The 26237-nt window shown below is 65.3% G+C and carries 25 protein-coding genes; 21 read left to right on the top strand and 4 right to left on the bottom strand.

What is annotated here, in order from left to right:
• Window positions 1-43 precede the first annotated feature (43 nt).
• From ACUXVA_RS27355 to ACUXVA_RS27345, 3 genes are read left to right on the top strand one after another with little or no spacing between them, the layout of a single operon-like run.
• On the top strand, window positions 44-838 hold the full coding sequence (locus ACUXVA_RS27355) for a UDP-2,3-diacylglucosamine diphosphatase (RefSeq protein WP_413776462.1): 795 nt from the start codon (window positions 44-46) through the stop codon (window positions 836-838).
• Window positions 838-1890: a glycosyltransferase family 4 protein gene (locus tag ACUXVA_RS27350; RefSeq protein WP_265082792.1), complete on the top strand. Its 1053-nt coding sequence runs from the start codon at window positions 838-840 to the stop codon at window positions 1888-1890. The genes ACUXVA_RS27355 and ACUXVA_RS27350 overlap by 1 nt, the downstream gene beginning before the upstream one ends.
• Window positions 1891-1941: 51 nt before the next feature.
• Window positions 1942-2928 (top strand): threonine ammonia-lyase, encoded by a 987-nt coding sequence (locus ACUXVA_RS27345; protein WP_445489262.1) that lies wholly within the window; start codon window positions 1942-1944, stop codon window positions 2926-2928.
• Window positions 2929-3045: 117 nt separating this feature from the next.
• Here the strand turns inward: ACUXVA_RS27345 and ACUXVA_RS27340 are convergent, their stop codons facing one another.
• On the bottom strand, window positions 3046-4335 hold the full coding sequence (locus ACUXVA_RS27340; RefSeq protein ID WP_265082793.1) for a hypothetical protein: 1290 nt from the start codon (window positions 4333-4335) through the stop codon (window positions 3046-3048).
• A 76-nt stretch (window positions 4336-4411) separates the two neighbouring features.
• On the opposite strand from ACUXVA_RS27340, the gene ACUXVA_RS27335 reads away from it, so the two are divergent.
• Window positions 4412-5644: an MFS transporter gene (locus tag ACUXVA_RS27335; RefSeq protein ID WP_445489260.1), complete on the top strand. Its 1233-nt coding sequence runs from the start codon at window positions 4412-4414 to the stop codon at window positions 5642-5644.
• On the opposite strand, the gene dgcA is transcribed toward ACUXVA_RS27335, so the two are convergent.
• Entirely contained in the window at window positions 5596-6600 is a 1005-nt protein-coding gene (dgcA, locus tag ACUXVA_RS27330) for an N-acetyl-D-Glu racemase DgcA (protein ID WP_265082795.1), read from the bottom strand. The two genes, ACUXVA_RS27335 and dgcA, sit on opposite strands and share 49 nt — an antisense overlap.
• A gap of 247 nt (window positions 6601-6847) precedes the next feature.
• Here dgcA and ACUXVA_RS27325 point away from each other — a divergent pair, with 247 nt between their 5' ends.
• Genes ACUXVA_RS27325 through ACUXVA_RS27310 form a run of 4 tightly spaced genes read left to right on the top strand, consistent with a single transcriptional unit; the run spans window position 6848 to window position 10604 of the window.
• The gene (locus tag ACUXVA_RS27325) at window positions 6848-7981 is read left to right on the top strand and encodes an ABC transporter permease (protein WP_265082796.1); all 1134 of its coding nucleotides are present in this window, start codon (window positions 6848-6850) and stop codon (window positions 7979-7981) included.
• Between the two features lie 2 nt (window positions 7982-7983).
• Window positions 7984-8754 (top strand): ABC transporter ATP-binding protein, encoded by a 771-nt coding sequence (locus ACUXVA_RS27320; protein WP_445489257.1) that lies wholly within the window; start codon window positions 7984-7986, stop codon window positions 8752-8754.
• Window positions 8755-8774: 20 nt separating this feature from the next.
• A complete protein-coding gene (locus ACUXVA_RS27315; RefSeq protein WP_445489255.1) occupies window positions 8775-9698 on the top strand; it encodes an MlaD family protein in 924 nt (307 codons plus the stop codon).
• Between the two features lie 42 nt (window positions 9699-9740).
• Window positions 9741-10604 (top strand): aldose 1-epimerase family protein, encoded by an 864-nt coding sequence (locus tag ACUXVA_RS27310; protein WP_445489254.1) that lies wholly within the window; start codon window positions 9741-9743, stop codon window positions 10602-10604.
• Window positions 10605-10695: 91 nt separating this feature from the next.
• Here ACUXVA_RS27310 and ACUXVA_RS27305 read toward each other — a convergent pair whose 3' ends face one another.
• Window positions 10696-11448 carry a transcriptional regulator NanR gene (locus tag ACUXVA_RS27305; RefSeq protein WP_445489252.1) on the bottom strand — a complete coding sequence of 251 codons (753 nt, stop codon included), beginning with the start codon at window positions 11446-11448 and terminating at the stop codon, window positions 10696-10698.
• A gap of 260 nt (window positions 11449-11708) precedes the next feature.
• On the opposite strand from ACUXVA_RS27305, the gene ACUXVA_RS27300 reads away from it, so the two are divergent.
• The 9 genes from ACUXVA_RS27300 (at window position 11709) to ACUXVA_RS27260 (ending at window position 22034) form a co-directional block, all read left to right on the top strand.
• Window positions 11709-12539 carry a phosphogluconate dehydrogenase C-terminal domain-containing protein gene (locus ACUXVA_RS27300; protein ID WP_445489250.1) on the top strand — a complete coding sequence of 277 codons (831 nt, stop codon included), beginning with the start codon at window positions 11709-11711 and terminating at the stop codon, window positions 12537-12539.
• Window positions 12540-12633: 94 nt separating this feature from the next.
• On the top strand, window positions 12634-13965 hold the full coding sequence (locus ACUXVA_RS27295; protein ID WP_445489248.1) for an MFS transporter: 1332 nt from the start codon (window positions 12634-12636) through the stop codon (window positions 13963-13965).
• A gap of 102 nt (window positions 13966-14067) precedes the next feature.
• Window positions 14068-15330 carry a ribulose-bisphosphate carboxylase large subunit family protein gene (locus ACUXVA_RS27290; RefSeq protein ID WP_265082802.1) on the top strand — a complete coding sequence of 421 codons (1263 nt, stop codon included), beginning with the start codon at window positions 14068-14070 and terminating at the stop codon, window positions 15328-15330.
• Complete coding sequence (locus ACUXVA_RS27285; RefSeq protein ID WP_445489247.1) at window positions 15327-16700, top strand: four-carbon acid sugar kinase family protein; 1374 nt, start codon at window positions 15327-15329, stop codon at window positions 16698-16700. The genes ACUXVA_RS27290 and ACUXVA_RS27285 overlap by 4 nt, the downstream gene beginning before the upstream one ends.
• A gap of 909 nt (window positions 16701-17609) precedes the next feature.
• A complete protein-coding gene (locus ACUXVA_RS27280; RefSeq protein ID WP_445489245.1) occupies window positions 17610-18482 on the top strand; it encodes a branched-chain amino acid ABC transporter permease in 873 nt (290 codons plus the stop codon).
• Window positions 18482-19324 carry a branched-chain amino acid ABC transporter permease gene (locus tag ACUXVA_RS27275; RefSeq protein WP_265082804.1) on the top strand — a complete coding sequence of 281 codons (843 nt, stop codon included), beginning with the start codon at window positions 18482-18484 and terminating at the stop codon, window positions 19322-19324. The genes ACUXVA_RS27280 and ACUXVA_RS27275 overlap by 1 nt, the downstream gene beginning before the upstream one ends.
• Complete coding sequence (locus ACUXVA_RS27270; RefSeq protein ID WP_265082805.1) at window positions 19324-20088, top strand: ABC transporter ATP-binding protein; 765 nt, start codon at window positions 19324-19326, stop codon at window positions 20086-20088. The genes ACUXVA_RS27275 and ACUXVA_RS27270 overlap by 1 nt, the downstream gene beginning before the upstream one ends.
• Complete coding sequence (locus tag ACUXVA_RS27265) at window positions 20085-20825, top strand: ABC transporter ATP-binding protein (protein WP_265082806.1); 741 nt, start codon at window positions 20085-20087, stop codon at window positions 20823-20825. Before ACUXVA_RS27270 ends, ACUXVA_RS27265 begins: the two co-directional genes overlap by 4 nt.
• Window positions 20826-20864: 39 nt before the next feature.
• Window positions 20865-22034, top strand: a complete 1170-nt coding sequence (locus tag ACUXVA_RS27260) for an ABC transporter substrate-binding protein (RefSeq protein WP_445489242.1) — start codon at window positions 20865-20867, stop codon at window positions 22032-22034.
• A 112-nt stretch (window positions 22035-22146) separates the two neighbouring features.
• Here ACUXVA_RS27260 and ACUXVA_RS27255 read toward each other — a convergent pair whose 3' ends face one another.
• Window positions 22147-22866: a MarR family winged helix-turn-helix transcriptional regulator gene (locus ACUXVA_RS27255; protein ID WP_445489240.1), complete on the bottom strand. Its 720-nt coding sequence runs from the start codon at window positions 22864-22866 to the stop codon at window positions 22147-22149.
• Here ACUXVA_RS27255 and ACUXVA_RS27250 point away from each other — a divergent pair.
• From ACUXVA_RS27250 to ACUXVA_RS27235, 4 genes are all read left to right on the top strand, one after another.
• Window positions 22865-23401: a flavin reductase family protein gene (locus ACUXVA_RS27250; RefSeq protein ID WP_265082810.1), complete on the top strand. Its 537-nt coding sequence runs from the start codon at window positions 22865-22867 to the stop codon at window positions 23399-23401. The genes ACUXVA_RS27255 and ACUXVA_RS27250 overlap by 2 nt on opposite strands.
• A 26-nt stretch (window positions 23402-23427) precedes the next feature.
• Window positions 23428-24927 (top strand): 4-hydroxyphenylacetate 3-hydroxylase family protein, encoded by a 1500-nt coding sequence (locus ACUXVA_RS27245; protein WP_265082811.1) that lies wholly within the window; start codon window positions 23428-23430, stop codon window positions 24925-24927.
• Between the two features lie 20 nt (window positions 24928-24947).
• Window positions 24948-25328: a cupin gene (locus tag ACUXVA_RS27240; RefSeq protein WP_265082812.1), complete on the top strand. Its 381-nt coding sequence runs from the start codon at window positions 24948-24950 to the stop codon at window positions 25326-25328.
• Between the two features lie 187 nt (window positions 25329-25515).
• Window positions 25516-26205, top strand: coding sequence for a DUF2848 domain-containing protein (locus tag ACUXVA_RS27235; RefSeq protein WP_265082813.1), 690 nt, complete (start codon window positions 25516-25518; stop codon window positions 26203-26205).
• Window positions 26206-26237 lie beyond the last annotated feature (32 nt).

Here is a 26237-nt window from a genome sequence, read left to right as displayed (position 1 = left end):
CGTCATGGGACTCTGGTAGCTGCTCGGCATGGAAAGAGACGTGATGAGTGAAGGCAACGAGCGGCGCTTTCGCACTTTGTTTATCTCCGACGTCCATCTGGGCGCGCGGGGTTCGCAGGCAGACCGGCTGCTCGATTTTCTCCGCACCCACGATGCCGATACCATCTATCTGGTCGGCGACATCGTCGATGGCTGGGCGCTGAAGTCCGGCTGGCACTGGCCGCAGTCCCACAACGACTTCGTGCAGAAGATGCTGCGCAAGGCGCGCAAGGGCGCCAAGATCATCTATGTGCCGGGCAATCACGACGAATTCCTGCGCAGTTACTACGGCACGCATTTCGGCGGCATCGAGGTGGTGGAGAACACCATTCATGAGGGCGTCGACGGCAAGCGCTATCTGGTGATCCACGGCGACATCTTCGACCTCGTGGTTCAGAACGCGCGCTGGCTCGCCCATCTCGGCGACAAGGCCTATGATTTCGCCATCCAGATGAATCGCGTCGTCAACGCCTTCCGGCGCTGGTTCGGCGTGCCCTACTGGTCGCTGTCGCAATGGGCCAAGCTCAAGGTCAAGAACGCCGTCAACTACATCGGCGCGTTCGAGGAGACGCTGGCCAACGAGGCGCGTCGCCATGGCGCCGATGGCGTGATCTGCGGCCACATCCACACCGCGGCGATCCGCGACGATCACGGCGTCCGCTACATGAATTGCGGCGACTGGGTCGAGAGCTGCACGGCGCTGGCCGAGCACGAGGATGGCAGTTTCGAGATCATCACCTGGACCGATCCGCTGCGCCGCGCGGCACCGGTGCCCGCCATCGCGGCGCGGGCCGCCTGATGCGAATCCTGGTCGCCACCGACGCCTGGCACCCGCAGGTGAACGGCGTGGTGCGCACGCTGACCATGATGGCCGAGGCCGCCCGGACGCTCGGCGTCGAGGTCAGCTTCCTCACGCCGGAATCGTTTCGCACCATCGCGCTGCCGAGCTATCCCGATTTGCGCGTGGCACTGCCGGGCCGCGCCAAGATTGCGCGCCTGATCAAGGCGGCGCGGCCGGACAACATCCACATCGCCACCGAAGGCCCGATCGGCTTTGCGGTGCGGGCCTATTGCCGTCGTCGCGGCCTGCCGTTCACCACCAGCTTCCACACCCGGTTCCCGGAATACATCTCGGCGCGGCTGCCGATCCCGGAATCCTGGATCTGGGCCGGGCTGCGTCGCTTCCACGGCGCCAGCGCCGCGGTGATGGCGGCGACGCCGGCGCTGGCGGCCGAATTGCGCGGTCGCGGCTTCCGCAATGTCGTGCTGTGGCCACGCGGTGTCGACAGCAAACTGTTCCATCCGCGCAAGGCTGATCTCGGCCTGCCGAAGCCGATCTTCCTGTCGGTCGGCCGCGTGGCGGTGGAGAAGAATCTCGAGGCCTTCCTGGCGCTCGACCTGCCCGGCACCAAGGTGGTGGTGGGCGACGGTCCGGCGCGAGCCGCTCTGCAGCGGGACTATCCGAACGCCGTCTTCCTCGGTTCCCTGCAGGGCGAAGCGCTGGCAGTGGCCTATGCCGCCGCCGACGTGTTCGTGTTTCCCAGCCGCACCGATACGTTCGGCTTGGTGTTGCTGGAGGCGCTTGCCAGCGGCGTGCCGGTGGCCGCGTTCCCGGTGACCGGCCCGCGCGACGTGATCGGCGACGCCCCTGTCGGTGTGCTCAGCGAGAACCTCCAGGAGGCCTGCCTGGGCGCGCTCAAGCTTTCGCCGCAGGACTGCCTAAGGTTTGCCGCAACCCAGTCATGGGATATTTCAGCCCGGGCCTTCATCGGCAATATCGCCAGGGTACGCAGTGAGCCCGGCATTGCCGGTCCCGATCCGGCGCCGGGGCATCCGCGCGTGGCGGCCTGATCGCTGCTGCCGACCTTGCCTGACCAGGGCGGGCGGCGTTACAAACTGCGCATGGAAAATTCTGTTCTTCTGCCGATCAGCGCCGCGGACATCGACGCCGCCGCCCTGGTCATCGCACCCTATGCGGTCCGCACCCCCTTGCTGTCCTCGCCGGCGCTCGATGCGCTGACCGGGGCGCGGGTGTTCGTGAAACCCGAAATGCTGCAGCGGACCGGATCGTTCAAGTTCCGTGGCGCCTTCAACAAGCTGTCGTCGATTCCGCAAAGCGCGCGCAGCGGCGGCGTGGTGGCGTTCTCGTCCGGCAATCATGCGCAGGGCGTTGCCGCGGCGGCGCAGATCCTGGGCATGCAGGCGACCATCGTCATGCCGTCGGACGCGCCGGTGTCGAAGCGCGAGAAGACCAAGGGCTATGGCGCCGAAGTGGTGCTGTACGATCGCGACAAAGAAGATCGCGAAGCGATCGCCCGCGCCATCGCCGGTCCGCGCGGCGCAACGCTGGTGCCGCCCTATGACGATCCCTTCGTGATGGCCGGGCAGGGCACCGTCGGTCGCGAGATCGCCGAGGATCTGGCCGCGCTCGGGCTGGCGCCGGATGTCGTGGTGGCGCAGGCCTCCGGCGGCGGACTGATCGCCGGCATCGCCACCGCGGTGAAAGCCCGCTTTCCGCAGGCCTCTATCATGTGTGCGGAGCCGGAAGGGTTCGACGATCACGCCATCTCGCTGCGCGCCGGCAAGCGCCAGCCACACGCGGCTCAGGGCCGCACCATCTGCGACGCGCTGATGGCTGCGATGCCGGGCGAACTGACCTTTGCGGTCAATGAGCGACTGTTGGCGCAGGGCGTCGTCGCCTCCGATGCGGAAGTGGGCGAAGCGGTGAAGTTCGCGTTTCGCGAGCTGAAGCTGGTGGCCGAGCCGGGCGGCGCGGTCGGTCTGGCGGCGCTGTTGTCGGGCCGCTTCGAGGCACGCGGCAAGATCGTGGTGATCGTGATGTCCGGCGGCAATGTCGACGCCGACCTCTATGCGAAATTGATCGCGTAGAGTCCGAATCACAGAGTTGAAGCTGGCGCAGCGCTTAACTTTACCTCGCCCCGCAAGCGGCGCGAGGTATGCGCGCGCTTCAACCGGGAAGCACCGACTGCCGGAATCGAACAGCAGTTACGAGAAGAACGCGATCTTCTCGGCCTGACTCATGCGGCGTATCGGCGTCAGCGGATCGTTGGCCGGGGTGTTCGGATGCGGGATCACGCCACCGGCGATCAGGGCCGCGCCGAGCGACGGCTGCGATGGTGCCTCGGGCTCAGGCTGCGGCGCTGCGATAGCTTCGGCTACCGGCGCGACCGCTGCGGTCATGTCCGGTTGGGCGCGTTGCGGCGCTTCCATCTCGGGAACGATGGTTTCCGATAGGACCATCTCGGGCTCGCTGAGGTCCGGCGCGGCCATTTCCAGGGCGACAATGTCGAGCACGGCCCGATCATCGGCGATCTCTTGAGCGTCGTGCTGCGCGACTTCAGCAACCTCGGACGTCGCAATATCTTCATCGATAGCGAATGCGATGTCCGCCAGCGTCGGCGAATTCACGTCGACGGCTTGCGCCATGGATGCGGGCGATTCGACCATCGCCTCTGCAACGTCAGCCGGTTGGTCGTATTCTACAGACGTGACCGCTTCAGATATCATCGCTTCAGACGCGACCGCTTCGGCAGGCGACGTAGCGTCGGTCAGTGCAGCTACTTCCGGCTGTGCCGCCGCTTTACCCAATTCGGGCGCAGCGAAATCCGCAGGCGCTTCGGCCGCATGGCGAAACAGCGGCGTCACTGAAGCTGCGTGTTTTTCCGCGGACGCGGCGGGCTGCTCGGGCGGTACTGCTGCAGGTGCCGTGGCGGCAGGCGCGGCAGCGCGCGGGGCATCTCCGGTCGCGAGTTGTTCAATCCGCTGCACCAGCACGTCGAACGACGCCAGCACGGCGGCACGACTGTCTGCGGTGGCGGTACGCTGCTGGCCGGCATCGATGGCCTGCACCTGGGTATCCAGGAGATCGCAGATCCTGACGTCGGCGCCGCATTCGCGCAAGGTCCATGCGATCTCGCGAATGATCCGTGCGCCGTTGCGTGCGGCAGACAGCGTCTCGTCGTCATCGAAGCGCGGCATCGCCTCGGCCGCGGTGACCTTGGCGTCGCGGATCGCCGAGCGGATGGCGCCGAGCGAGGCGATCAGGCCGACAATGGTGGGCGCCTGTTTCTGCGCGGCGAGGTTGGCTTCCAAGCGGGTGACCGCTTCGAGCACCATGCCGGTATCGGCGTTGCGGTTGCGCTTGGTGTATTCGGCAAGAAACCAGCGACCGCGCGACGTCTCCATGAAGGCTTCGCGAATCGCATCGTAGTCCGCTTCGCTCGGCAGCGATGCGCGGGCGGAAATCGGGGAGAGGGCAAATGCTTCGTCGGCCATGGCTAAACTCGCGGCGCAAATCACTGCGCTTTCATGTAACGATCACCATGATATCAGCCGAATCGCAATTGAATTGATGGCAGTCGAGGCAAAAATCCCCATCGCTTCGTCAACAGTGCCCCATCGATTCGCGGTGCGGCTGGCGCTGTTCTACGGCGCGGTGTTCGGCTCGGTGGGTACCTATCTGCCGTTTTTCCCGGTCTGGCTGAAGGCGGTGGGCATCGATCCGTCATGGATCGGTATCATCACAGCGGTGCCGTCGGTCACTCGCTTCACCATCCTGCCTTTCATTACCGGCCTCGCCGAGCGGCGCCGTTCGCTGCGCGCCGCTATGATCGCCACCGCGTTCTTGACCGCGCTGGGCTTCGCCGTGGTCGGGCTGCTGGAGCAGCCGCTGGCGATCTTCATCGCCTTTGCCTTCACCGCCTGCGTGTGGACGCCGATGGTGCCGCTGACCGACGGCTACGCGTTGAAGGGCGTGGCCCGCTACGGGCTGGATTACGGGCCGCTGCGGCTGTGGGGATCGGCGGCCTTCGTGGTCGGGGCGCTGGCCTGCGGCCTGCTGGTCGAGGTCATCTCCGCCCGGCACCTGATCTGGGTCATTGCCGGTATGGCGGCGCTCGGCGCCATCGCCAGCCTCGGCCTGCAACCGCTGGAGAGCCGCCGGGTCGCGCATCCGGCGCAGGCCGGCGTCTCAGGGCTGCTGCGCGACAGGGGCTTCCTCACCATCATGGCGGCGACTGCGCTGATCCAGGGCAGCCATGCCGCCTATTACACCGTCGCCTCCATCACCTGGCAGACCTCGGGGCTCGGCGGTCTGACCATCGCCGGCCTGTGGTCGCTGGGCGTGGTGGCGGAGATCGCGGTGTTCGCGCTGTCGCCGCGGTTCAGCCTGCCGCCGGCCTTGCTGGTGGTGCTGGGCGGCCTGTGCGCGGTGGCGCGCTGGCTGATCACGGCACAGGAACTTGCGCTGCCGGTGCTGGCGTCGATCCAGCCGATGCACGGCCTGACCTTCGGGCTGACCCAGGTTGGAACTATGGGCCTGCTGGTCCGCCACGTCCCCGGCCATCTCACGGCGCGTGCGCAGGGCACCATGACTGCCTGCACGGGGATCGTCATGAGCTCGGCCGCCGTCCTGTCCGGCGCGATCTATGCGCGCTATGGGCAGAGCGTCTATCTGGCCATGGCCGCGCTGGCCTGCGGTGGCGCCGCCATCATGTGGTTCGGCCGCCATCGCGCAGGCACGCCCACAGCCGGCGATCAGCCCCAGAGTGCGGAGTCGGGCGGAAAGACCGTGCTGCCGTCGTAGCGCAGGCCGTCGTCGCGGTCGCCTGCGAGTAGGAGCGGGCCGTCGAGGTCGACATAGCGGGCCTGGCGGGCGAGCAGCATCGCCGGTGCCATCGCCAGCGACGTGGCCACCATGCAGCCGACCATGATCTCCAGGCCAAGCGCCTGCGCAGCGTCGGCCATCGCCAGCGCCTCGGTCAGGCCGCCGGCCTTGTCGAGCTTGATGTTGATGGCGTCATAGCGATCGCGCAGCCCCTGCAGCGAGGTGAGGTCGTGGACGCTTTCGTCGGCGCAGATCGCCATCGGCCGACGAATTCGCGCCAGCGCGGCATCCTTGCCGGCCGGCAGCGGCTGCTCCACCAGCGTTACGCCGGCGGCTTCGCAGGCGGCGAGGTTCTCCACCAGGTTGTCCGGCGTCCACGCCTCGTTGGCATCGACGATCAACTCGCACTCCGGCGCTTCCTTGCGGACCGCCTTGATCCGGGCGGCGTCGCCGTCGCCTCCGAGCTTGATCTTCAGCAGCGGTCGGTGCGCGGCCTTGGCGGTGGCGGCCGCCATCGCCTCCGGCGTGCCCAGCGAGATCGTATAGGCGGTGGTGCAGGCGCGTGGCGCAGGCCGGCCGAGCAGGTCCCAGATCCGCCGGCCGCTGGCCTTGGCGTCGAGGTCGAGCAGGGCGCAGTCCAGCGAGTTGCGGGCGGCGCCGGACGGCAAGGCAGCCTGCAGCGCGGGGATGCCGATGCCGCCGTCGAACGCCGCCTGCGTGGACAGGATCGCCGCAAGCGTGGCTTCCGGGGTCTCGCCATAGCGCGCATAGGGCACGCATTCGCCGCGCCCGGTCACGCCGCCGCGCGACAGTTCCGCGGTGACGGTCACGGCCTCGGTCTTGGCGCCGCGGCTGATGGTGAAGGCGCCGGCGATCGGCCAGCGCTCGATCCGGGCGGTGAGGGCGATCGATCGGGAATTGTCGACGTCGGACAAGGGCGGCCTTCGGGTCTTGAGCATCGGGCAGGCGAGGGATTACCGCGCCGGCGACGACAATAAATTGATGCATCCATCGAAGTATACGTCACGCTCGAACTTGTTTGCGACGCAATCGCAGTCTTTCACTTCGCGGCGGATCATATGGGCTGGAATTAACCATACCATCGTGTGGACACTCTCGGATTACCCGCTCCGTGTTAAGACTTTGGTAAATGTACAGGGTAAACGAGCGCAGGAGCCGGCCGTGAGCGGCGGACCGAGTCTGGAACAGGTCGCCAAGGGCGATGGCCTTGCGTTGTGCGCCGCGGGTTCGTGGACGGCGTCCTTCGCCCCGGCGCTGGAACGGCTGGTGACCGATGCCGAGAAGCTGACCGGCAGCCGGCCGAACATCTTCATCGACGTTTCCCAGGTCTCCAAGCTCGACACGTTCGGCGCCTGGCTGATCGAGCGGCTGCGCCGCTCGCTGACCCAGGGCGGCATTGAGGCGAAGATCGCCGGCCTGTCCGCCAACTATTCCAGCCTCGTGGATGAAGTGCAGCGGGTCAAACCGGCGGCGCCGAGCGTCAAGCAGGGGATGTTGATCACCGACATGCTGGACGGCGTCGGCCGCAGCGTCGTCGGCATCGGAACGGGGCTGGTCGCGCTGATCGACATGGCCGGCGCCGTGATCGCGGCCTGGCTGCGCGTGCTCGTTCGTCCCTCCCAGTTCCGGCTGACATCGACGGTCCACCATCTCGAACAGGTCTGCTGGCGCGCGGTGCCGATCGTGGTGCTGATCACCTTCCTGATTGGCGCCATCGTCGCGCAGCAGGGCATCTTCCACTTCCGCAAGTTCGGCGCCGACGTGTTCGTGGTCGATATGCTCGGTCTGCTGGTGCTGCGGGAACTCGGCGTGCTGCTGGTCGCCATCATGGTCGCCGGCCGCTCCGGCAGCGCCTACACCGCCGAACTCGGTTCGATGAAGATGCGCGAGGAGATCGACGCGCTACGCACCATGGGCTTCGATCCCATCGAGGTGCTGATCCTGCCGCGCATGATCGCTTTGGTGATCGCGCTGCCGATCCTGACTTTCCTCGGCGGCATGGCCGCGTTGTACGGCGGCGGTCTTGTCGCCTGGCTGTATGGCGGCGTCGACCCCGAAGCCTTCCTGTCGCGATTGCGCGATGCCATTTCGATCAATCACTTCCTGGTCGGCATGATCAAGGCGCCGGTGATGGCACTGGTGATCGGCATCGTCGCCTGCGTCGAAGGCCTTGCCGTGCAGGGCAGTGCGGAGTCGCTGGGCCAGCACACCACCGCGTCGGTGGTGAAGGGGATCTTCCTGGTGATCGTCATGGATGGTGTGTTCGCCATCTTCTTCGCATCGATCGGAATCTGACGATGCCGGCAACCCCGTTCGAGCCCATCATCCGGGTCCGCGACCTCCGCGTCGATTTCGGCCCGCGGCATGTGCTCGATGGACTCAATCTCGACGTCGGCCGCGGCGAAATTCTCGGCTTCGTCGGTGCATCCGGCGCCGGCAAGTCGGTGCTGACGCGCACCATCATCGGGTTGATGCCGAAGGTCGCCGGCCACATCGAGGTGTTCGGCACCGATATGGACAGCGCCGACTTCGCGGCAAGGCGCGCCATCGAGCGCCGCTGGGGCGTCCTGTTCCAGCACGGCGCGTTGTTCTCGTCGTTGACGGTGATGCAGAACATCCAGTTTCCGATGCGCGAATATCTCAACATCTCGCAGCGCCTGCTCGACGAGATCACCATCGCCAAGCTCGGAATGGTCGGGTTGAAGCCGGACGTCGCCGAACGCTTCCCGTCGGAACTGTCGGGCGGCATGATCAAGCGCGTCGCGCTGGCGCGCGCGCTGGCGCTCGATCCGGAGATCGTGTTCCTGGACGAGCCGACCTCGGGACTCGATCCGATCGGCGCCGGCGACTTCGATGAACTGGTGCGCACGCTGCAGCGGACTTTGGGCCTGACCGTTTTCATGGTAACTCATGATCTGGACAGCCTTCATACAGCGTGTGACCGGATCGCCGTGTTGGGCGAGGGCAAGATCATTGCCCAAGGCACCATGACGGACATGCTTGCCTCGCAGCATCCGTGGCTGCGGGAATACTTCCACGGAAAACGCGGACGGGCCGTTGTCGGCTAGTTGCTACTGGAGTTGGTTGGATGGAAACGCGGGCGAATTACGTCCTGATCGGAACGTTCACGCTGGCGGTGATCGCGGCGGCGTTCGGCTTTGTGCTCTGGTTCCAGAACCTGCACAGCACCAAGCTGCGCAGCCCGCTGCGCATCGTGTTCGAGGGCCCCGCATCCGGTTTGCGCAACGGCGGCAATGTCAACTTCAATGGTATCAGGGTCGGTGAAGTCATCTCGGTGAAGATCGACAATCCGCGACGCGTGGTCGCACTGGCAATGGTCGAGAACAATGCGCCGATCCGCAAGGACACGCTGGTCGGTCTCGAGTTCCAGGGGCTCACCGGTGTCTCGGCAATCTCGCTGAAGGGCGGCGACGAAGCCGCGCCCGCCGTGCCGCTCGACCAGGACGGCGTGCCGACGCTCACCGCGGACCCCAATGCGGTGCAGGACATTTCCGAAGCGATCAAGGCGACGCTGCAGAACGTCAATCGCATCGTCTCCGAGAACCAGGAGTCGGTGAAGAATTCGCTGCGCAATGTCGAGACCTTCACGGCAACGCTGGCGAAGAACTCCGAAGTGATCGACGGCATCATGCTGAAGATCGACAGCGTGATGGGCAAGACCGACGGCATCATGAGCAAGGCCGACGGCGTGGTGGCGCGCACCGACAACATCCTGCTCGGCCTCGATGCGCTGGCCGGCGGCAAGGACGGCGGCGAACTCACGCTGGCCGTGAAGTCGTTCCATGAACTCACCGAGAACCTCGACAAGCGGTCGGGCGCGCTGATGGCCGATGGCCGCCGCACGCTGGCAGACATCAGCCGCGCCGTGAACAATCTCGACCGCAATCCGACCCGTCTGCTGTTCGGGGCGAGCACCGGCAGCACCAGCGCCCCGGCGCAAGCACCGCCGCCGGGCCCTGCAGCGGCTCCGGCCGGACGAAAGCGACAGTAGCCGCCGCGTTCATCGGCCAGGACATCACGATCGAGGCCCGCCATGGATCGCCACACCCTGAGCAACGGCCGCATCACCGCGACCGTCAAGGCCGACGGCGCCGAACTGTGCTCGCTCCAGGATGCCACCGGGCAGCAACTACTGTGGCAGGCGGGCCCCGCCTGGCCGCGCCATGCGCCGATCCTGTTTCCGATCGTGGGCCGGCTGAAGGGCGACGTGCTGCGTCATCGCGGCAAGACCTATCCGATGACCCAGCATGGCTTTGCGCGCGACCAGCGCTTCGTCTGGGCGGAGCGCGAACCGCTGTCGTGCACCCTGGTGCTGCAGGACAATATCGAGACCCGTGCGCACTATCCTTTCGCGTTCCGGCTGGCAGTCACCTATGCATTGGATGACGACGCGCTGGTCATCACCTATGAGGTCAGCAATACCGGCGACGAGATGATGCCGGCCTCGATCGGCGCACATCCCGCCTTCGCCTGGCCGCTGCCCGGCGCCGAGGACAAGGCATCGCACACCCTGGTGTTCTCCGACGCCGAACCGGCGCCGGTGCGGCGTCTCGATGGCGGGCTCTTGCGCGCGCAATCGGAGCCGTCGCCGGTCGAGGGCGGTGCGCTGGCGCTGTCGGAAGAGCTGTTCGTCGACGACGCCATCGTCATCGACCAGCTCGCCAGCACGTCGTTGCGCTACATGGCGCCGGGCGCGCCGACCATCGATTTGTCCTGGCAGGGCTTTCACCAGCTCGGCCTGTGGTCGAAACCGGGCGCGGCGTTCCTGTGCATCGAGCCGTGGCTCGGCTATGCCAGCCCGGTGGATTTCGACGGCGAGTTTTCCCGCAAGCCCGGTGTCATCCACATTGCGATCGGCGAAACCCGGCGCTTCGTGCAGCACATCGGCGTGTCGTAACGGCTGCGCTTCGTTTCGCCCGCGTTGTTCTACGCCGCGCCGAACATCTCGTATTGCGAACACCGGCTCTGCTGCCGGTGCCGTCATGTCGTCAGCGGGCTACGCTTCGGTCGGGCGCGGCAGCAGTCGAGGTCGCCGCGCCTTCGAGGTTGCGATAGAGCAGGTTGGCGCGCAGCAAGTGATCCCGCATGGCCTGTTCCGCGCCGGCGGCATCGTGTTCGGCGATGGCTTCCACGATGCGCTCGTGCTCGGCGAGGGTCAGATTTTCGACGCCCGGTGCGCGCACGATCGAGTGATAGTATTCGCTGGCCCATTTCAGCAGGGCTTCGACGATGACGGGAAATATCGGGTTGCCGCTGATCGCTGCGATCTCCCGGTGGAAGGCCATGTCGCGCGCCAGAAAGATCTCCGGCTCCACCAGCGCCGCGCGGTGTTCGGCGAGTTGCACCCGCAGCCGCGCCACGTCGTCGGCGGTCGCACGCCGGGCTGCGATGTTGGCCAGGCCAGCCTCGAGGAAGACGCGGGCCTCCTTCATATGCTCCAGCGTTCCGGGTTGGGTGCGCAGCAGATGCTGGGCGCCACTCGCGATCTGCTCGATCAGCAATTGGGCGGTAGGCACCGCCACCCGCGCCCGCTCGCCGTGCGTGATCTCGACGATCCCCGAACGCGCCAGGGTCTGCAGCGCCTCGCGCACGGCTGGCCGCCCCACCCCGTAGAAGTCCATCAGCTCGCGTTCCGAAGGCAGATGGTCGCCCGGCGCCCATTCGCCACTGCGAATGCGCTGTGTCAGGCGGTCATGGACGTCCTGGTAGAGTTTTCGGCGCTGGATCGGTTGGCGGGTCATTATCTCAACATATCACATACTTGCCGCCGCCATGGCAGCCCTGCTGCTTGCCACAGGCGATCCACAGTCCTCTCCAACTTCGACTTGCGGGACCAGTATTAGTGATATAGTGATCATACCACTTATGTAGTCATTATACCACTTTGGGCCAACGCATCCCTCTGCATGAAGGCGGTGCGAGGCCCGGGTTCCGACGAGGCTGTGCGCCGGCGATGTGCTGGCGCAGCCGCAGACGGAACGGGAAACGGGAGGAATACGAGATGAGCGTAGCGATCGCGCTGTTTGGCGCAGGCGGCAAGATGGGCATGCGCCTGTCCAAGAATCTGATCGGATCGCCGTTTACGGTGCGTCATGTCGAGCCAGGCGAAGCGGGCCAGAAGCGCCTGAAGGAGGAGTTGGGCATTGTCGCGGTGTCGGATGATGCTGCGCTCGATGGCGCCAAGGTGGTCATCCTGGCGGTGCCGGACACCCTGATCGGCAAATTGTCGGCGGCCATCGCACCGCGCCTGAAGCCCGGCACCATGGTCATGACGCTGGACGCCGCCGCGCCCTTCGCCGGCCATCTGCCGGATAACAAGGATCTGGTGTACTTCGTCACCCACCCCTGCCATCCCGATATCTTCAACGCCGAAGTTCATGGCCCAGGCGTGCCGGATTATTTCGGTGGCGTTCGCGCGCCGCAATCCATCGTCAGCGCTTTGATGCAGGGGCCGGACGAGGCCTTCGAGCTGGGCGAGGCGATCGCCAAGGTGATCTACCAGCCGATCGTTCGCTCCTATCGCGTCACCGTGGAGCAAATGGCCCTGCTGGAGCCCGGCCTTTCCGAAACCGTGTGCGCGACCTTGCTGGACGTGATGCGCGAGGCCATGGACGAGGTGGTTGCACGCGGCGTGCCCGCCGACTGTGCGCGGGATTTCCTGCTCGGCCACATGACGATCCTGGCTGCGGTGACCTTCAAGCAAATCAACGGCCAGTTCTCCGACGCCTGCAACAAGGCCATCACCTTCGGCAAGCCACGGCTGATGCGCGACGACTGGATCAAGGTGTTCGATCACGACGAGATCGCGGAAAGCATCCGTCGCATCACCTGACGACGATCAGGGGGCACGTGCGTCGCAACGCACGCGCGTGCCCAAGCCAACCAAAACAAAACAACAAAACTCAATAGGGCCACAGGGGGAAACCATGCCTGCAAACACAGCCGCGAGCGTCGAACAATCTGCGGTGCGCAAAATATCGCTGCGCGTCGTGCCGTTCATCGCGCTCATGTTCTTCATCAATTTTCTCGACCGGACTGCGATCTCCTTCGCCGGTCCCAACGGCCTGACCAGAGATCTCGGCCTCACGGCCGCGCAATTCGGATTCGCCGCGGGCGTGTTTTTCGTCGGCTATATTCTGCTTGAGATTCCCAGCAATCTGGCGCTGCACAGGTTCGGCGCGCGGCGCTGGCTGGCCCGGATCATGGTGACCTGGGGCATCATCGCGCTGCTGTTTACCTGGGTCAGCAGCGCCGAGGGCCTTTATGCGCTGAGGTTCCTGCTCGGCGTTGCCGAAGCCGGGTTCTTTCCGGGCGCGATCCTGTATCTCAGCCTGTGCGTGCCGCAGCAGCATCGCAGCCGGATCCTGGCGTTGTTCTACATCGCCCAGCCGCTGACCACCGTGCTCGGTGCGCCGTTCGCGGGGCTATTGTTGCAGGCTGACGGCGCTTTCGGTCTTGCCGGCTGGCGCATCATGTTCTTTGGCGTCGCTGTGCCGGCGATCGTCGTCGGCATCATCGCCTGGTACTATCTCGTCGACAAACCCGCCGACGCGAAATGGCTGACGCCCGAAGAAAAAGCGTGGCTGACCCGTGCGCTCGAAAATGAGGAACGCGCCAAGAGCAACCCGCAGGGCGCCATGGTCGGCAGCGTGTTGCTGAACGGGCGCGTGTGGGCGCTGGCGCTGGTGTATTTCGGTCTGGTCTACGGCCTCTATGCGCTGGCCTTTTTCCTGCCGACGATCATCTCCGGATTTGAGGCTCAGTTCGGTACCAAGTTCGGCGTCCTGGAGAAGGGGCTGATCACGGCGGTACCCTACCTGCCGGCGGCGTTCGCGCTGTATTTCTGGAGCCAGGACGCTTCGAAGCGTGGTGTGCAATGGTGGCACGTCGGGGTCCCGGCGCTGGTCGGAGCGCTGTCGATCCCGGTGGCGCTGACGATGGGATCGCCCGCCATGACGATCGCCACGATCACCATCACGGCCTGTGCCATCTTCTCGGCGCTTCCCAACTTCTGGGCGATCCCGGCACGCTTCCTGTCCGGCGCCGGCGCCGCAGCGGGCATCGCGCTGATCAATACGGTCGGCAATGCCGCGGGCTTCGCCGCGCCTTTCATCACTGGCGCCGTGAAGGATGCCACGGGATCCTACCAGATCTCGATGCTGGTGGTCGGCGGCGTGATGCTGGTGTCGGCGATCGTCGTATATCTGGTTGGCCGCAGCGCCGAGCCGGTGGCCCTGCGCGCCGGAACCGGCGCCTAGGCAGCTAACCCATGCCTGCCGGCGTCGCTGTCCGCGGCAAGCCGGCCGGAACAATCTCGCAGCGCTCCCATTCAGGGGGGCGCTGCTTCGTTGGAGACAACCATGACTTCCTTCAAACGCATCGAAGCCGACTACCTGCTGGAAACGGCCTTCGATCCCCGCAAGGCCGCCGAGACCATGGCCGGCGAGCAGTCCAGCGGCACGTTCGTTGCGGTGCCGGGAGAGACGCCGGAATTGAAAGAACGCGCCGCCGCGCGCGTCGAAGCCCTGGAGATCGTCGGCACCGCCGACCGGATGGCATTGCCCGGCGCGAGTCGCCCGGCAGACTCCACCGCCATCCGGCAGGCGCGGGTGACGCTGTCATGGCCCATCGACAACATCGGCCCGTCGCTTCCCAATCTGATGGCCACGGTCGCCGGCAATCTGTTCGAACTGAAGCAGGCGTCCGGGTTGCGTCTGCTGGACATCCGGCTGCCGGACGTTTTTGCCGACGCCTATCCCGGCCCGAAGTTCGGCGTCGCCGGCACCCGCGCCCTGACCGGCGTGGCCAACGGACCGCTGATCGGGTCGATCGTGAAGCCGTCGGTCGGCTTCGGGCCGGTCGAGACCGCCCAGCTTGTCTCGGTGCTGTGCGAGGCCGGCATCGATTTCGTCAAGGATGACGAGTTGCAGTCGGACGGTCCGGCCTGTCCGTTCGAGGATCGCGTGCGGGCGGTCATGGAGGTGGTCGACCGGCACGCCGACCGCACGGGAAAGAAGGTGATGATCGCCTTCAACCTGACCGGCGACCTCGACCAGATGCGCCGGCGCCATGATTTCGTCGTGGCGCAGGGCGGCACCTGCATCATGGCAAGTCTCAACTCGGTCGGTCTGGTCGGCATGATCGAGTTGGGACGGCACACGCAACTGCCGATCCATGCGCATCGCAACGGCTGGGGCTATCTCGGCCGTCACCCGCTGCTCGGCTGGTCCTATGTGGCGTGGCAGAAGTTCTGGCGGCTGGCCGGCGCCGACCACATGCATGTGAATGGCCTGCAGAGCAAATTCTACGAAGACGATGACAGCGTCATCGCTTCGGCGAAAGCCTGCCTCACGCCGATGTTCGCGCACAAGCCGTGCCTGGCGATGCCGGTGTTTTCGTCCGGCCAGTCGGCGCGGCAGGCACCGGCGACCTTTCAGGGGCTGGGCTCCGGCGATCTGATCGTGACCGCGGGCGGCGGCATCATGGCCCATCCCGATGGCCCGGCGGCCGGCGTCACCAGCCTTCGCTGCGCCTACGAGGCGGCGATGGCCGGCATCCCGCTCGAGGTCCATGCGCGCAGCCATCCGGCGTTGGCCAAGGCCCTTGCGGGCTCCTTCGCATGACCGGCCTTGCGGCTCCGCGTGCGCTGCCCGACGGGCTGCTGCTCGGCTTCTACGGCGACGACTTCACCGGTTCGACATCGACCATGGAGGTGATGTCGTTCGCCGGCCTGCCGACGGCGCTGTTCCTGGATGCGCCGACGCCCGAACGCCTGAAACGTTTTGCCGGTTACCGCGGGGTCGGCATTGCCGGCATTGCGAGGTCGCAGACGCCGGACTGGATGGACGCCCATCTGCCGGGACTATTCGCCGCGCTGGCAGCCCTGCATGCGCCGGTGGTGCACTACAAGATCTGCTCGACACTGGATTCGGCGCCGCATGTCGGATCGATCGGCCGCGCCATCGATATCGCTGCCGGCGTGTTTGCGGAGGGCTGGACTCCATTCGTCGTCGCGGCGCCGGCGATCGGGCGCTACCAGGCCTTCGGCAACCTGTTCGCCGCGGTGGCAGGAACTGCGCACCGGCTGGATCGCCATCCGGTGATGGCCCGCCATCCGGTGACGCCCATGGACGAGGCCGACGTGCGTCGCCATCTCGCACGCCAGACCAGCCGGCCGATGGGTCTGGTCGATCTCGTTTCCATGAAGCAGGGCCGCGGTGACGCCGTTCTCGCGCATGAACTGGCGCAGGGCGCGCGCATCGTTGCGCTCGACGTCGTCGACGAGGAGACGCTGATCGAGGCCGGCCGCCTGATCTGGGAACGTGGCGGACGGCCCGTGTTCGCCGTCGGATCGCAGGGCGTCGAATACGCGCTGGTGGCGTATTGGCAGGCCTGCGGCCTGCTCGACAAGGCGGACGAGCGCGCCGTTCGCAGCGGCGTCGACCGCATCGCCTGCGTGTCAGGTTCCTGTTCGCCGGTGACCGCCGGGCAGATCGCCCATGCCTGCGACAACGGCTTCGCCGCGCTGCGGATCGATGCCACGCGCGCGGTGGATCCGGATGACTGGGCGCGGGCGATCGGACAGGCCGCGGACGACGCGCTGGCGGCCATCGGCCGGGGACGCGATCCGCTCATCTTTACGGCCGCCGGCCCCGACGACCCCGGCGTCGCCGCGCTCGGCGCCGCCATCGCCACCAGCGGCAGCGCCAGCGGCGCGGTCAACGATCGCATCGGCAAGGGGCTCGGGCAGTTGCTCGACCAGGTGATGCGCAAGGCGCGGCTGCGCCGCTGCGTGGTCGCCGGCGGCGACACGTCCGGCCACGCGACGCTCGCCATGGGCATCTACGCGCTGACCGCGCTGGCGCCGATTGCGCCGGGTGCCCCGCTGTGCCGCGCCTATGCCGACGATCCGTCCTGCGACGGCCGCGAGATCGCGCTCAAGGGCGGACAGATCGGGGCGCCCGACTACTTCTCCGCCGTCAAACGCGGCTGAGAGCCGGACGGTCGGCGCCACGTGCAGCGCATCTGCGCGTCATAGCCGCGCGTGTCGCTCAAATTCCGATTTGAATGTCAAACAGCCAAGCTCTGCCGTTCTCGCGGCGCCGATGGCGTCCGAGGTATGAGCAGTTCTCCCCTCGGGACATGAGGGGAGCGGCGCGCCGGCAGGCGCGGTTGTGGTGGTTGGGACGCGGTCCATCTTGCGATGGATCGCGGCGCCTGCCGGCGCGCCACCGCGGGATTTATGGCTGAGGGACCGTTCTTCCGGGACAGTTTCCGGCGGGATTTCCCCGCGTTGCCACTGTCCACGTCAAGCCGGCAAAGAGCGGCAGAGCCCCGTAGTGGGCCCGGACGGTGACCTCCAGCCTCCCGGGGCGTGCTTGCGAGGCACGCGCGCGGGACACCGCATCCTGCTCCACTCTCAAGACGCCTCATGACAGCGCCCCTCGTTGAGCAGGACGGAACGGATTATAGGTCGAAATAGGATAATAATCGAATAAAAGTTGAGACGGTGCCGTGGCGAGCAGGTGTGCCGGGGCGCGCCGGCGTGACCCATGGGCCAGCGGCCGCTCAAATCCGGATCTTGCGCAAACATTCGGCAAGGCTTGCTTAAATATTTGACTTTGAATAATAGCAAAGTTGTTTAGCAATATACGGGCAAAGGAGCGTATGGTCCGGCCGCCGATCCCACCGTCTTCTTCGCGGGCGATGGAAGCTCGGGAAGTGACCGGGGGCGCGGCGCAAAGCGATCGTCGATATTGACGATGCATCGAGCGTGGCAACGGCGCGCGCGCTGCGCGGGACGGAGGCCGGCGATAGATGGGGAATGCGGCCTGTTGCCGTTCGGTCGCTCAAACATTGTAAGCAAGATATTTGGTATGACGGCTCAAACCGAAAAGCGCGCATGATCGTACAGCAGGTTATCAACGGGCTTATGCTAGGTGGAATTTATGTGCTGATCGCTGTGGCGTTCACGCTGGCGGTCGGTGTTCTGAAGTTCCTTAATTTTTCGATTCCTGGCACGTTCATGATCGGCGGCATGATGTCGTGGGCGATGCTCAAGGTCGGCTGGCACTGGAGCGTCTCCTTCGGTGCAGCGTTCTTGTGCGCCGGTTTCGTCGGGCTGCTGGTGTACTGGTTGACGTACCGTCCGGCCAAGAACAGCGACCCGGAAGTGCCCCTTGTCAGCTCGCTCGGTTTCCTTGTGTTGCTGGAAAACATTGCGATTATCTATCTCGGCTCCGACCAACAGTCGTTCCCGCAGGTGATCGGCGACTTCAACATGCGGATCGGTCCGGTGGTGCTCGGCGGGGCGCAGCTCATCAGCCTGATCATCTCGCTCGGCGTCGTGTTCGGTCTTTCGATCTTTCTGAAGAAGAGCAATGCCGGGCGCCGCATTCGTGCCATCGCCGAGAGCCGCGATACGGCCGCGCTGCTCGGGGTCAACGTCGGCGCGCTGGTGCCGCAGCTGTTCGTCTTCAACGCGCTGTTCACTGCCCTTGGCGGCATCCTGTTTGCGATCAGCTACCTGCAGGTCTCGCCGTTCATGGGCGAAAATCTCGGCTTCAAGGGCGTCAGCGCCATGATCGTCGGTGGGATGGGCAGCATCTGGGGCGCGATCATCGGCGGGTTGCTGATCGGTCTCGTCGAGGTGCTGTCGATCCAGTCGCTCGGCTCGGACTTCGTCAATATCTGCGTCTACGGATTGTTGCTCCTGCTGCTGATCGTCCGCCCCGAAGGGCTGCTCGGCAAGCCGGCGGCCAGGGATAAATTGTGATGAGCGGCTATCATCTCGGCATCCTCGTTCTGCTGTCGTTCAACGTGATCGCCGCTTACGCTGTATATCTGCCGCTGGCGGCGGGACAACTCAATCTCGGCATTGCCGGCTTCATGGTGGTCGGCGCCTATGCGGCGTCATACCTGACCAACGAGATGGGCTTTCCAGTCGTCGGTGCCATTGCTTGCGGCGGTGCGCTCGCCGCGGCCGTGGCGCTGCTGGTGGCTATCCCGATCCTCCGCACTCACGGCATCTATCTGGCGCTGGCGACCTTCGCGCTGGGGCAGGTGATCGCGGCGATCTTCCTCAACCTGGATGTGGTTGGCGGTGCCTCCGGCTATCCGGTCACCGCGCATGTCGGTGCGGTCGCGGTGATAGGCACCGCGGTCGGCGTCATCGGTTTCATGGCGCTGCTGTCCACCACGCGGTTCGCGCTCTATCTCACCGCGGTGAAGAGCGACCCGCTGGTGTCGGACCTGATGGGCATCAACATCCGCGCGATCAAGGTGGCCGCGTTCACGGTCGGCGCCGCGGTGGCGGCGATCGGCGGCGGGCTGTACGCGCACTATTTCAACTACATCGAGGCGCAGTATTTCAGCGTGATGCTGAGCGTCTATACGGTGCTCTATGTCCTGCTTGGCGGCACCCAGACTGTTTGGGGGCCGCTGGTCGGCGCGTTGATCTTCACGCTGATGCCGGAACTGCTGCGCGCCAGCGCGCAGTGGCGCTATGCGCTGTTTGCGATCTTCATCATCCTGTTCATGGCGGTCAGGCCGCAGGGCCTGATCACCGCTGGCTTCGGGAAATATCTGCGTCGGCAGTTCGTCCGGGAGGCCGCGTGATGGCCGCGCCATTTCTGTCGGTGAAGGGCCTCGGCAAGTCGTTCGGAGGCCTCAGCGTCATCCGTGACCTGTCCTTCGACGTCACCAAGGGGACCTCGATGGCGCTGATCGGCCCCAACGGTGCAGGCAAGACCACGGTCTTCAACCTGATCAGCGGCGTCTATGCCGTCAGCAACGGCAGCATCGCGCTCGACGGCCGCGACATGACCGCGGTGCCGTCGCGCCGACGCATCCAGGCCGGCATCGCGCGCAGCTTCCAGAACATCCGGCTAATGTCGCACTTGACCGTTCTGGACAATCTGCTGGTCGGCCAGCACGTGCGGGCGTCGGGTCTGATGGATCTGCTGCAGCCGTTCCGGCTGATCCCGAACCACCGCTGGATTCGCGGCGCGATGCGCGAGCTGGAAGAATGCGGGTTGCAGAAATACGCCCACGAGCGGATCAGCGCGCTGCCCTACGGCATTCGCAAGCGCATCGATCTGGTGCGGGCCACGCTGGCGTCGTCGTCGCTGCTGATGCTGGATGAGCCGGCCGCAGGGCTGAACGCGACCGAAACGGCGGAGCTGAAGCAGCATCTCGACCTGCTGAAATCCCGTGGCGTGACGCTGCTGGTCATCGAGCACGACATGCATTTCGTCAGCGCGATCTGCAGTCAGGTGGTGGTGCTGAATTTCGGCGGGAAGATTGCCGAGGGCTCGTTCTCCGACGTGCAGACCGACCCGCGGGTGCGCGAAGCCTATCTGGGCACGGAGGACGCGGCATGAGCCAGCCCCTGCTCGAAGTCTCCAACCTGACGGTATCCTACGGCCGGGTGGCCGCGCTGCGCGACGTGACGCTGCGCGTCGGCGACGGACAGATCGTGGCCGTGCTGGGCGCCAACGGCGCGGGCAAGAGCACGTTGCTGCTCAGCATTCTCGGCGCGCTGAAACCATCCGGCGGTGACATCTATTTCGCCGGTGCGCGGATGACCGCGCAGCCGATGCACCGCCGGGTCGGCGCCGGCATCGTGCTGGTGCCGGAAGGCCGCCAGATCCTCATCTCCCTGACTATCGAGGAAAACCTGCTGCTCGGCGCGCACCTGCGCAAGGACACCCAGGCCGTCCGCCGCGAGATCGAGGCGATCTATGACCGCTTCCCCAACCTCGCCAGCCGCAAGGACATGCTCGCCTCCAGCCTGTCCGGCGGCGAGCAGCAGATGCTGGCGGTCGGGCGAGCGATGCTGGCCAGGCCGAAGCTGATGATGATGGACGAGCCGTCGCTCGGCCTGTCGCCGCTGTTCATCAGCCGGCTGTTCGACCTGATCAGGGAGTTCAACCGCGACGGTCTCAGCATCCTCCTGATCGAGCAGAACACCGGGAAAGCGCTGTCTGTCGCGCATCATGCCGTGGTGCTCGAACTCGGTCGCGTCGTGCTCGAGGGCGATCCATCAGAACTCGCCAGGGACCCGCGGCTGCAGGAGGCCTATCTCGGCGGCGCCACGACGGATCACCAATCCGCATGAACCTATCCGATCCCACTTCCAACCAGAGAAAGTCCGATCATGAATCGTAAAGTCCTGCTTGCCGTGACTGCACTGATGCTGGGGAGCACCGCTCATGCCAGCGCCGAAGACCTCGTCATCGGCTTCACCATGGCCAAGACCGGCCCGTTTGTGAGCTTGGCGTCGAACAACGAGATCGCGGTCGACATGGCGGTGGACGAGATCAACGCCGCTGGCGGCATCAACGGCAACAAGATCAAGGTCGTGAAGTTCGACAGTGCCGGCGATCCGAAGCAGTCGGTTCTGGCCGTGCAGCAGTTCGCCCAGGACAACAATGCGCTCGCTGTGGTCGGTCCGTTCTCCTCCGGCGAGGCACGCGTCGCCTTCGCGGCCGGCGAGCGTCTCGGCATCGTGTCCATGTCGATGTCGTCCTCGGCCCCCGGCATCGCCGCGCCGTTCAAATACGCCTTCCGCAACACCGTCGATGAGGGCGTGGTGATCGGCACCGTGCTGAAGTCGCTGGTCGCCCGGAAGCTGCCGGCGTCCTCCGCCGCCATCGCCTACGCCACCGACGATGCCGTCTCCAAGTCGGTCGGCACCGCGGTGCTGCCCGGCCTTTTCACGGAAGCCAAGATCCCCCTCAAGGGTTCTGTCGATTTCCAGTACAAGGCGTTCGACCTGTCGCCGCAGGTGTCGCAGCCGGCGCAGATGAAAGCCGACGTGATCGGCTTCGGCGCTCCGCCGGAAGCGATGATCAATCTCGCCAAGGAAATGAAGCGCCAGGGCGTGACCGGGCGCCTGATCGCCGGGACCACCGTGGCCGATCCGGATCTGCCCGCGCGGTTCGGCGATGCCGGCGAAGGCACTCTAATCGGCACCACGTTCTATGACGACCTCAACGACGCCACCCGCAAGTTCGTCAAGGATTTCGGCGAACGCGCCACCAAGGCCGGCAGCAGCCGCAAGGTACCGAACCAGAGCGACGCCTCGTCCTATGACATCGTCTACATGTATGCAGAAGCGATGAAGAAGGGCAAAGTGACCGGCGCGCCGGCCAAGGTCGCCGAGGAGCGCACCGCGATCCGCGATCAGCTGCGCGCCCAGAAGGACCTGCCGACGGTGGAAGGCAAGATCACCTTCGGCGAGAACGGCGACTCCGTGAAGCCGATCTACGTCATCGAGGCCCGCGGCGGGCGCTGGAACCTGTTCGACGCCGGCGGCGCCAAGTAAGCCGCGCAGGTTGCGATTGGTGCGGGAAGCCTCGCGGTTTCCCCCTGCGCGCTCAGGCAGGCACGATGAGGCAGGCATGGGTCGATCGCCGCATCGACGAGATCCGGTCGACCTATTTCGCCGATTTCTGCTGGACCAGTTTGTAATCGATCAGCCGGATCGCCTCGTCGGCGTCCTCGACCATGGCGGACATCAATTTGCGAAACCTGTCGAAATCGCTCACTGTCAGGCTCCGAAACAGCATGTCGTTGACCGGCCGCTGCACCGTCGCAAGTTCGTTGAGCAGCGCCCGGGCCTTTGGCGAGATGGTGAGGACGACGCGACGGCGGTCGGCGGCGTCTGTCTCCTTTTCCACCAGTCCGTTCGTCACCAGTTTCTTGATTTCGATGGTGATGAAGGCGCCGCTGAAATGGAGGTGGGCGGCAATCTGGTTGACGCCGACCTTCTCGTCGCCCCCGCTCAGATGGGCGATGGCGATCAGCACCGTGTACTGCGTGCCGGACAGGCCGATTGCCGCGCCCAACTGGGCGCGCACCGCCTGCAACCGCGCCGAAAAAGCCAGCGTATCATGCAGGAACTGGCGGAACCCGGCGTCCGATCCGTCGACCATCAGTTGCTGCCGGGAGATGGTCGGCTCGACCTTCACTTTTCGTTGTCTGACCTTGCTCGCCATTCGATTCCCGTCTGCGTTGTTATCGGTATACCGGGCGACCGAATCGCAAACAAGTTGGATAGGCAAGCCGCCGTCCGGAGTGTCGCCGAACTTGACAGCCGCCGTTTCGCCTCGATAATATACCTTTGTAATAAAGCTATATGGTTCCGGAGTGAACATGACAGCCGCCGCTGCAGTCGATACCCGCGCTTTTCGCCACGCGCTCGGCCAGTTCGCCACCGGCGTGGCGGTGATCACCGCGCAGTCGGCCGATGCCAGCCCGATCGGCATGACCATGAGCTCGTTCAATTCGGTGTCTGTCGATCCGCCTCTGATCCTGTTCTCCATCGACCGCAGGTCGTCGAGCCTGCAGGCCATGACCGAGGCCACGGGCTACGCGGTGAATATTCTCGGTCGCGACCAGGAGCACCTGTCGCGCACCTTCTCGCGGTCGATCGGCGACCGCTGGGACAGCGTCGAGCACAGGCCGGGCCACGCCGCCGCGCCATTGATTGCCGGCGCGCTGGCCCATTTCGAATGCGCGCCCTACGCCCGATACGACGGCGGCGACCACGTGATTTTCGTCGGCCGAGTGGTGGAGTTCTCCGCCCGTCCTGACAACGAACCGCTGATCTTTTTCCGCGGCGCCTATCACGGCCTGCCAAGTCAAGCCCGCGGCTGCGACGCAACCGCGTCCGATGCCAACCCGACATGATGTTTTAACAGAGCACGAGGCATTCCATGATCAAGACTGGTCAACAGCATATCGACAGCCTGCGCGACGGTCGCGAGATCTATCTGGACGGCGAACTGGTGCAGGACGTCACTAGCCACCCGGCGTTTCGCGGCGTGGTGGCCTCGGTCGGCCGCATGTTCGACTTCCAGAGCGCGCCGGAAAATCGCGAGCTCATGACGTTCGAGACCGAGACCGGCACCCGCGCCAACCGCATCTGGGAACTGCCGGGCAGTTACGCGGCGCTGACCACCCGTCGCAAGGGGCTGGAGGCCTGGACGGAGCTGCATGCCGGCTTCATGGGGCGCGCGCCCGATCATGTCGCCTCGTGCATCTCCGGCATGTTCATGGGTCTCGAAGTGTTCGAGGCCTATGACAAGGAGCGTGCCGCGGCATTGTCCGACTATTACCGCTATGCCCGCGACAACGATCTCTATCTCACCTACGTCATCATTAACCCGCAGGCCGACCGCTCGAAGAGCGCGGCCGAGCAGGCGGACCCGTTCCTGTCGGCCGGCGTCGTGTCGCGCGACGCCGAGGGCATCACCGTTCGCGGCGCCAAGATGCTGGCGACCGGCGGCATCATGGCCAACGAGGTGTTCGTGAGCTGCATCCAGCCGCTGCAGCCGGGCGACGAGAAATATGCCGTCTCCTTCGCAATCCCGATGAACACCAAGGGCCTCAAGATCCTGTCGCGAAAGTCCTATGAGGCCGCGGCACCGTCGGTATTCGACAATCCGCTGGCGAGCCGCTTCGACGAGAACGATGCGGTGCTGTATTTCGACGATGTGAAGGTACCCTGGAGCAGGGTCTTCATCGTCGACGACATCGCCATGTGCCAGAAACAGTTCCATGCGACGCCAGCCCATGTCTATCAGAACTACCAGGCGATGATCCGGCTGACGGTGAAGCTGCGCTTCCTGATCGGCATCGCGATGCGGACCGCGGAGACCAACGGCGTCGTCGGCTTTCCGCAGGTGCGCGAGATGCTCGGCCAGCTGGCCGCCGAAGTCAGCATGGTCGAGGCCTTCGTGCTCGCCATGGAGACCAAGGGGACGCAGCGCGGCGCCTATTTCATTCCTGATCGGGCGATGCTCTACGCGGCGCAGGTGCTGACCCAGCAGCTCTACGCCAAGATTATCGGCACGCTGCGCGAACTCGCCGGTGGCGGCATGATCATGCTGCCGTCCTCGGTCAAGGACTTCGATAATCCCGAGCTTTCGCGGCTGATCGGCAAGACCCAGCAGTCGCCCGCGGCGGGGGCTATCGACAAGGTGAAGTTCTACAAGCTGGCCTGGGATGCGGTGGGATCCGAGTTTGCGTCCCGGCATTCGCAATACGAGATGTTCTTTGCCGGCGCGACCTTCGTGACCAAGGGACACGCCTTCCGCACCTATGACTGGAAAAACGCCGCGGGTCTGCTCGACAAGATGCTGTCGGGCTACGACCTCGCCGACGAAGTGACGCCCCGGAGCAATCCGGATACGTTTCCCCGCGCTGTCGCCTGATTGACCGAGAAAGCTTGAACATGGCCATCAACAAACTGCACGACGAATTCCGTACCCTCGACATGAGCACTGGCTGGGAAGTGCCGCCCGGCTATCCCGCCGGCATCCAGCAGAAGATCCTGTCGGGCGCGCTGGACGAGGTGAACAAGGCAGGCAGCCGCACCCGCATCCTGCGGTTCGAGCCGGGCATCTACACGACCAAGCCGTTCGTTCACGAATACTGGGAAGAAGTGTTCCTGTTCTCCGGCGACCTTATCGTCGGCAACGACGAGCAGGGCAATGGCGGAGAATCGTTCCAGCCGCACACCTATGCCTGCCGCCCGCCCGGTGCATTTCACGGGCCGTTCAAGTCGGTGAATGGCTGCATGCTGATGGAAATCCATTACTTCGATCCGGTCTGAGCGAGACCGGCAGCAACGTTTGCTGCATCGACCACATCCGCGTCCGGTGCCCTCGGGGCGCGAGCGCGCGCTTCACGCGCGTCTCGAAGGATGAACCCCGAACTTTCTCACGGTTCGCGACGCGCGAAGACGCGCTTCTGACCGTGAGGGCCGTATCATCCGAGCCAGTTGCACGAAGGAACATGACATGACGACCACCATCGCGTTCACGCTGGACGCCAAAGCCGGCCCGTCGCCACTGACGCTGACGATCACCCAGGGAGTCATCGCCGGCTGGACCGGCCGGGATCCCGTGGCGCGCGACCATCACATTGCCGAGCTGGCTGCCATCGGCATTGCGCCGCCGGCTTCGACGCCGATCTACTACCGCTGCGCGGCGCGGCGCTTTACCACGGACGGGGCCATCGAATGCACCGGCGGCGAGTCGTCGGGGGAAGTGGAGTTCGTGCTGATCGGCGGCAACGGCAAGACCTATGTCGGCGTCGGCTCCGACCATACCGACCGCAAGGTCGAGACCTACAATATCACCGTGTCAAAGCAGATGTGCGACAAGCCGGTGGCCGCCACGCTCTGGGATCTCGCCGAGGTGGAGGGGCACTGGGACCAGATCGTCCTGCGCTCGTTCGCCACCATCGATGGCGTGCGGGTGCTGTACCAGGAAGGCACGCTTTCCGGCATGCTGCCGGTGGCGGAACTGATCAGGCTCGGCTTTGGCGGCGCAATGCTGCCGGACGGCACCGCGATGTTCGGCGGCACGTTTGCGGCCAAGGGCGGCATCCGGCCGGCGACGCGGTTCGACTATGAGATCGAGGATCCCGTGCTGAATCGCAGGATCGCTGCGGGCTACGACATCATGACGCTGCCGGTGGTGGGATAGGTTCGCGCCACGGTCTGCATGAGCATCACGCT

It is taken from the genome of Rhodopseudomonas sp. RCAM05734 (genome assembly GCF_052658035.1).
This window is presented reverse-complemented; position numbering and strand designations above follow the sequence as displayed.